At 71.4% G+C, this 7185-nt stretch carries 5 protein-coding genes; 1 reads left to right on the top strand and 4 read right to left on the bottom strand.

The window, feature by feature from the left end:
- Window positions 1–170 precede the first annotated feature (170 nt).
- Window positions 171–1925 (top strand): NAD+ synthase, encoded by a 1755-nt coding sequence (locus tag AC07AZ_RS09740; protein ID WP_478845621.1) that lies wholly within the window; start codon window positions 171–173, stop codon window positions 1923–1925.
- A gap of 200 nt (window positions 1926–2125) precedes the next feature.
- Here AC07AZ_RS09740 and AC07AZ_RS09735 read toward each other — a convergent pair whose 3' ends face one another.
- From AC07AZ_RS09735 to AC07AZ_RS09720, 4 genes are all read right to left on the bottom strand, one after another.
- Window positions 2126–3340, bottom strand: coding sequence for an MFS transporter (locus AC07AZ_RS09735; protein ID WP_478845619.1), 1215 nt, complete (start codon window positions 3338–3340; stop codon window positions 2126–2128).
- 152 nt (window positions 3341–3492) lie between these two features.
- The gene (locus AC07AZ_RS09730; protein WP_478845617.1) at window positions 3493–4548 is read right to left on the bottom strand and encodes an endonuclease/exonuclease/phosphatase family protein; all 1056 of its coding nucleotides are present in this window, start codon (window positions 4546–4548) and stop codon (window positions 3493–3495) included.
- A gap of 215 nt (window positions 4549–4763) precedes the next feature.
- Complete coding sequence (locus tag AC07AZ_RS09725) at window positions 4764–5405, bottom strand: TetR/AcrR family transcriptional regulator (protein WP_478845615.1); 642 nt, start codon at window positions 5403–5405, stop codon at window positions 4764–4766.
- Window positions 5406–5503: 98 nt separating this feature from the next.
- On the bottom strand, window positions 5504–7096 hold the full coding sequence (locus AC07AZ_RS09720) for an MFS transporter (protein ID WP_478845613.1): 1593 nt from the start codon (window positions 7094–7096) through the stop codon (window positions 5504–5506).
- Window positions 7097–7185: the final 89 nt, after the last annotated feature.

The raw sequence follows: 7185 nt of genomic DNA, 5'->3' as shown, positions 1-7185 counted from the left end.
GGGGGGGGGGGGGAAGGGAGAGGAAGGATGTAATGGGGTGGGGAAAGCTGGGGGGGGGGGAGGTGGGTGTTGACAGAGAGCGGTGGGCGGGGGGGGGGGGGGGGGGGGGGGGGCCCCTCCCCCCCCCCCCCCCACCCCATCGCGTCGTATTGACGATTACACTGGGCCGCGTGCCTCAACTACGTCTCGCCCTGAACCAGATCGACTCGCGCGTCGGCGACCTCGCCGGGAACGCCGAGGCGATCGTCCGCTGGACCCGGCACTCCGCCGAGCAGGGAGCGCACCTCGCGGCGTTCCCCGAGATGGCGCTGACCGGGTATCCCGTGGAGGACCTGGCCCTGCGGTCGTCCTTCGTGACGGCGTCCCGCACGGCCCTGCGCGGACTGGCCGGCCGCCTGGCCGAGGAGGGCTTCGGTGAGCTGCCGGTCGTCGTCGGCTACCTCGACCGGTCCGAGACCGACCAGCCGAAGTACGGCCAGCCGGCCGGCGCCCCACGCAACGCGGCGGCGGTGCTGCACCGCGGCGAGGTGGTCCTGACCTTCGCCAAGCACCACCTGCCGAACTACGGCGTCTTCGACGAGTTCCGCTACTTCGTGCCCGGCGACACCCTGCCGGTCGTCCGCGTGCACGGCGTCGACGTGGCGCTCGCGATCTGCGAGGACCTCTGGCAGGACGGCGGCCGGGTGCCGGGGACGCGCGCCGCCGGGGCCGGGCTGCTGGTCTCCGTCAACGCCTCGCCGTACGAACGCGACAAGGACGACACCCGGCTGGAACTGGTCCGCAAGCGGGCCCAGGAGGCCGGCTGCACCACCGCCTACCTCGCCATGACGGGCGGCCAGGACGAGCTGGTCTTCGACGGCGACTCGATCGTGGTGGACCGGGACGGCGAGGTGATCGCGCGGGCCCCGCAGTTCTCCGAGGGGTGCGTGGTCCTGGACCTGGAACTGCCGGCCGCCTCGCCGGAGGCGCCCACCGGAGTCGTCGCCGACGGACTGCGCATCGACCGCGTGGTGCTGTCCGAGGACCCGCTGCCGCCGTACGAGCCGGAGGCCGCGGGCGGCTACGCGGAGCGCCTCGACGACGAGGAGGAGGTCTACTCGGCGCTGGTCGTGGGCCTGCGGGCGTACGTGGCCAAGAACGGCTTCACGTCGGTGCTGATCGGGCTGTCCGGGGGCATCGACTCGGCGCTGGTGGCCGCGATCGCCTGCGACGCGGTGGGCGCCGGGAACGTGTACGGCGTGTCGATGCCGTCGAAGTACTCCTCGGACCACTCCCGGGGCGACGCGGCGGAGCTGGCGCGCCGCACCGGCCTCGACTTCCGCACCGTTTCCATCGAGCCGATGTTCGACGCGTACATGGGCGCGCTGGGCCTGTCCGGCCTGGCGGAGGAGAACCTCCAGTCCCGGCTGCGCGGCACGCTGCTGATGGCCCTCTCCAACCAGGAGGGGCACATCGTCCTCGCGCCCGGCAACAAGTCGGAGCTGGCGGTGGGCTATTCGACGCTGTACGGCGACTCGGTGGGCGCCTACGGCCCCATCAAGGACCTGTACAAGACATGGGTCTTCCGGCTCGCCGAGTGGCGCAACCGGGCGGCGGCCGAGCGGGGGCAGACCCCGCCCATCCCCGAGAACTCCATCACCAAGCCGCCGAGCGCGGAACTGCGCCCCGGCCAGGTCGACACGGACTCCCTGCCGGACTACCCGGTCCTGGACGCGATCCTCGACCTCTACGTCGACCACGACAAGGGCGCCGACGAGATCGTCGCCGCCGGCTTCGACCCCGCCCTGGTCGCCAGGATCCTGCGCATGGTGGACACCGCCGAGTACAAGCGGCGCCAGTACCCGCCGGGCACCAAGATCTCCGCCAAGGGCTTCGGCAAGGACCGCCGCCTACCGATCACGAACGGCTGGCGGGAGTCGGCCTGAGCCGGTTGTTTTCAGCTCCTCCGGCCCTGGAGGAGCGGGGGGCCAGGGGTGGAGCCCGCGAACCCGGCCCCTCCGGCGCTTGAAGAACGGGGCCCAAGGGGTCCGGCGCCTGAAGAACGGGGCCCACGGGGCACAGCCCCTCCGGCGCTTGAGGAGCGGGGGGTCGTACCAGGGGGCGGAGCCCCCCGGACCGGGATCCTTCAGAGGCGCGCCGCCTCGGAAGCCCGCGGGACCCGTCCCGCGACCACCCGCGCGCCCCGCGGAGCGACCCTCCGCCGGTCCACCACAGCCGCCACGCCGGCGACCGCCAGCCCGAGCACGGCCAGCACCGCCCCGGCCACCGCGGGGGACGTCACCCCGAAGCCCGCGGCGAGCGCGAGCCCGCCGATCCACGCGCCCCCGGCGTTGGCCAGGTTGAACGCGGCCTGGTTGGCGGAGGACGCCAGCGACGGCCCGGCGGTGGCCTTCTCCATGACCATCAGCTGCAGCGGCGAACCGGTGACGAACGCGGCCATGCCGAGCAGGACGACGCCGAGCGCCGCGCTCCACCGGGTTGCCATCAGGACCGGGAACAGGGCGAGTACGACGGCCAGTGAGATCAGGCCGGCGAACAGGGTGGCCCGCATCGCGTGGTCGGCGAGGCGTCCGCCCAGCAGGTTGCCCGCGGTGGCACCGACACCGAACAGGGCGAGCAGGAGGGTGACGCTGCCGCCGGCGTACCCGGCGGCGTCGGTGAGCATGGGCGTGATGTAGCTGTACGCGGCGAACAGCGCGCCGAAGCCCGCGACGGTCGTCCCGAGCGCCAGCCAGACGGGCAGCGACCGCAGGGCGGCCAGCTCGCCGCGCAGCCCCGCGGCGGGGGCGTGCGTGTGGTCGCGGGGGATCAGCAGGGCCAGCGACGCGATCGCGGCCAGGCCGATCGCGCCGACGCCGAGGAAGGTGGCGCGCCAGCCGAGGTGCTGGCCCATGAGGGTGGCGACGGGCACGCCCGCGATGTTGGCGACGGTCAGGCCGAGGAACATCAGGGAGACCGAGCGGGCCTTGCGTTCGGGCGCGACCATCGTGGTGGCGACCACGGCGCCGACGCCGAAGAACGCGCCGTGCGGCAGACCGCTCAGGAAGCGGGCGGCCAGCAGCCAGTGGTAGTCGGGCGCGAGGGCCGACAGGGCGTTGCCGGCCACGAACAGGACCATCAGGGCGATCAGGACCGTACGGCGGGACATGCGCGAGGTGACCGCGGCTAGGAGCGGCGCGCCGATCACCACGCCCAGCGCGTACGCGGAGACCAGGTGGCCGGCGACGGGGATCGAGATGTCCAGGTCGGCCGCGACGTCGGGCAGAAGGCCCATCATCACGAACTCGGTCGTACCGATGCCGAAGGCGCCCACGGCGAGGGCGAGCAGGGCCAGGGGCATGAGGGAGCCTTTTGCCTTTCGAAAGAGAGCGGTGTTCCGTACATGAAGCCATTGCTTATGTTCACGTACGGAACAAAGTCTCTCAGGCCCAGTATTCCGTGAGGTTGACCGGGGGTTGCCGGCCCGTGTCGGCACGCCGTTGAGGTGCGCTTTTACGAGGAGGCTGTGGCCACGTTCACACGGGCCGCTACCGGCAGGTGGTCGCTGCTGGTCTCCGGCAGCGTCCACGAGCTGACCGGTTCGATGCCCTTCACCATGATCTGGTCGATCCGCGCCATCGGGAACGACGCCGGCCAGCTGAACCCGAAGCCGCTGCCCGCGGCGCCCTGGGTGGAACGCATCTGGGCGGTGACGGCGTTGAGCGAGCGGTCGTTCATCGTGCCGTTGAGGTCGCCGAGCAGGACGACCTTCGTGACCTTCTCGTGGGCGATGGCCTCGCCCAGCGCGTCCGCGCTCTTGTCGCGCTGCCGGGCCGTGAACCCGGCCTCCAGCTTCACCCGCACCGACGGGAGGTGGGCCACGTACACCGCGACCTGCCCGGCGGGCGTGGTCACCATGGCGCGCATCGCCCGGGTCCAGCCCAGCTTGATGTCCACGGCCCGCACGCCGGCCAACGGGTACTTGCTCCAGAGGCCGACCGTGCCCTGCACCGAGTGGTACCTGTACGTCGACGCCAGCGCCTTCTCGTACACCGGCACCGCCGACGCCGTCAGTTCCTCCAGGGCCAGCACGTCGGCGCCGGACGCGGCGACGTCCCGGGCGGTGCCGGAGGGGTCCGCGTTGTCGGCGTTGACGTTGTGCGTGGCCACCGTGAGGTCGCCGCCGGTGCCGTCCGCCTTGTCGGTGAGAAGGCCGCCGAAGAGGTTCAGCCACACGACCGTCGGCAGCAGCACGGCGATCAGCGCGGTCGCGGACCTGCGGACGAACGCGAGGACGATCAGCACCGGCACGACGACGCCCACCCATGGCAGGAACGTCTCGATGAGACTGCCGAGGTTGCCGATCCGGTTGGGGATCTGCGCGTGCAGCAGCATGACCAGCGCGATCAGGACGGCGAGGGAGGCGAGGATCAGGCCGCGGCGCCAGATCCGCCGGTCACGGCGCCAGCCGGCGAACAGGTTTCTCAGCAGGCGCCGGATCCGGGCTCCCGGACGCTCGGGCCCTGAACCGCCGTTGTCCGTCTCCGCCATGAATGCCTGCTGCGCCATACCGTCGCCTCACTGCTTGCCCTGCGCACCGATCTCCCCCTGTGCCTACGACCCTAGGGGATGATCGGTTCCGTTCTCGCCGTCCCTCGACGGCCGTACGGGCAGCAGGACGAACAAGTCGGGCCTTCGAGTTCCGCCGGCACGGGTGCCTGCCGCCGTCTGTGACGAAACGCGCACATTCGTACCGGGAGTTGCCCGTGCGCCGGCCGGGGCCGCTACCGGGAGGGTCCGCCCGCGGGCGGACTGACGGGCCGTAGCCCTTCGAGCAGGGTGTCGACGATCTGTTCGGCGAGTCCGTCCGGGAGTTCGGCGTCCGGGCGCAGGACGGCACGGACGAGCATCGGCCCGACGAACAGGTCGTTGAGGAGTTCGATGTTGACGTCGTCGCGCAGTTCACCGTTGGCCTGGCCGCGGCGCAGGACTTCGAGGCCGAGCCGCTGCCGGGGGGCGATCACGGTGTTCTGGTACGCGGCCCAGATCTTGGGGCTGCTCTTCATCTGGGCGTAGACGCCGTGCAGGATGGCCGACCGGCGGCTGAGCACGCCCCGCTGCCGCAGCGACTCCAGCAGGACGACCAGGTCGGCCCGCATGGACGTGCCGGTGAGGTGCGGGTCGTCCGGCTCGGCGGAGCGCAGCAGGTCGACGAAGAGCTCCTCCTTGCCGCTCCAGCGGCGGTAGATGGTGGCCTTGCCGACGCCGGCGGTACGGGCGATGCGCTCGATGGAGAGGTCCGCGAGCGGGACGCCGTCCTCCATGAGTCTCATCGCGCTTTCCAGGATGGCGCGTTCCACGGCCTCGCTGCGGGGGCGTCCCTTGGTCGGGCCGACCCGGGAGGTCCGGCTTTCGGCGGGGCTCACTGTGCTCCGTCCCTTCGTTTCGCTGGAGGACGCGGGGGAACGCCGGGGGAGGACTGATTCTCCCCCGGCGCAGGCGGCGCCGGGCAACCGGCGGGGCCTCACTCCCCCGCTGTCACCACCAACTCCTCCTTGTCGCCGTCCTGCTGGGAGTCGGACGGCTTCCCCGGCAGGAACAGGGCGACGACCACCGCGCCGACGACGGCGACACCCGCTCCCCACAGCGCCGTGACGTGCATGGCGTGCAGGAACGCGTCGTTGGCCGGGCCGACCAGGGCCTGGCCGCGCGGGCCCAGCTTCTCGGCGACGCCGAGGGTGGCCTCGATGGACTCGCCGGCGGTGTGCCGCAGCCCGGCGGGGACCGGGCCCAGCTTGCCCTCGATGCCGTTGCGGTAGGCCGTCGACAGGACCGAGCCGAGGACGGCGATGCCGAGGGCTCCGCCGAGCTGGCGGAAGGTGTTGCTGAGGGCGGAGGCGGAACCGGCCTTCTCCCGGGGCAGGGCCTGCATGATGACGACGCTGGTCGGCGTCATGATGTGCGCCATGCCGGTGCCCATGAGGAAGAAGATGACCTCCAGGAGCCAGATCGGGGTGTCCGCGTCCAGGGTGGCGAACGCGGCGAGCATCGCGGCGATGAGCGCCATGCCCGCCGTGGTGGTGGCCCGGTTGCCGAAGCGGTCGACGAGGAGGCGGGCCCGCGGCGCGAAGATCATCTGGGCGGCGGCCAGCGGCAGCATCAGCAGACCGGTCTGCAGCGGCGAGTAGCCGCGCACACTCTGGGTGTAGAAGACCGAGAAGAAGGTCACGCCCATCAGCGCGAAGAAGACCAGGGCGATGGCGGCGATCGCGGCCGAGAACACCTTGTTCTTGAAGTAGGTGACGTCGATCGAGGGGTGGTCGCTGCGCTTCTCGAAGACGACGAAGCCGACGAGCACGGCGAGGCCCGCGCCGATGGTCGCGAGGACCTTCGGGTCGGTGAAGTCGGCGAGCTGGCCGCCCTTGATGATGCCGTAGACGAGCAGGACCAGGCCGATCACGGACAACACGACGCCGACGGGGTCGACGCGGCCCGGCCTCGGGTCACGGGAGTCGGGCACCAGCCACACCATCAGTCCGAGCGCCAGGAGCACGATCGGCACGTTGATGAGGAAGACCGAGCCCCACCAGAAGTGGGCGAGGAGTAGACCGCCGGTGATGGGGCCGATGGCGATGGCGAGGCCGACCCCGCCGGCCCAGATGCCGATGGCCTTCGGCTGCTCGTCGCGCTCGAAGACGTTCATGAGGACGGCGAGGGTGGCCGGCATCACGAAGGCGGCGCCGAGGCCCATCAGGGCGCGGAAGGCGATGAGCTCGTTCGGGCTGCCGGAGAAGGCGGCGAGGGCGGAGCCGGCACCGAACACGGCGAGGCCGCCGAGCAGGACCTTCTTGCGGCCCAGCCGGTCGCCGAGCAGGCCGGCGGTGAAGAGCAGTCCGGCGAAGACGAGGGTGTAGGCGTTGATCGCCCACTCCAGCTCGCTCTGCGTGGCACCCAGCCCGGTCGGCGCGGGCGTCGAGATGGTCTTGATCGCGACGTTCAGGATCGAGTTGTCGAGCACCACGATCAGCAGGCTCAGCATCAGGACGCCGAGAATCGCCCAGCGACGGCGGTGCACCGCTTCCGAGATCGTGGAGGCGGGAGGGGCAGGTGTACTCATGGCGTCGAGTCTAGGGCAATTACGATACGAGACCGATCCGTATCGGAAATCCTTTACCGAGGTCTTACACAGGGCGACGGGAAATCCGT

The organism is Streptomyces sp. NPDC043878 (assembly GCF_056435735.1).
Note: the sequence above shows the minus strand (reverse complement) of the source record. Positions and strands in the feature narration are given on the sequence as shown.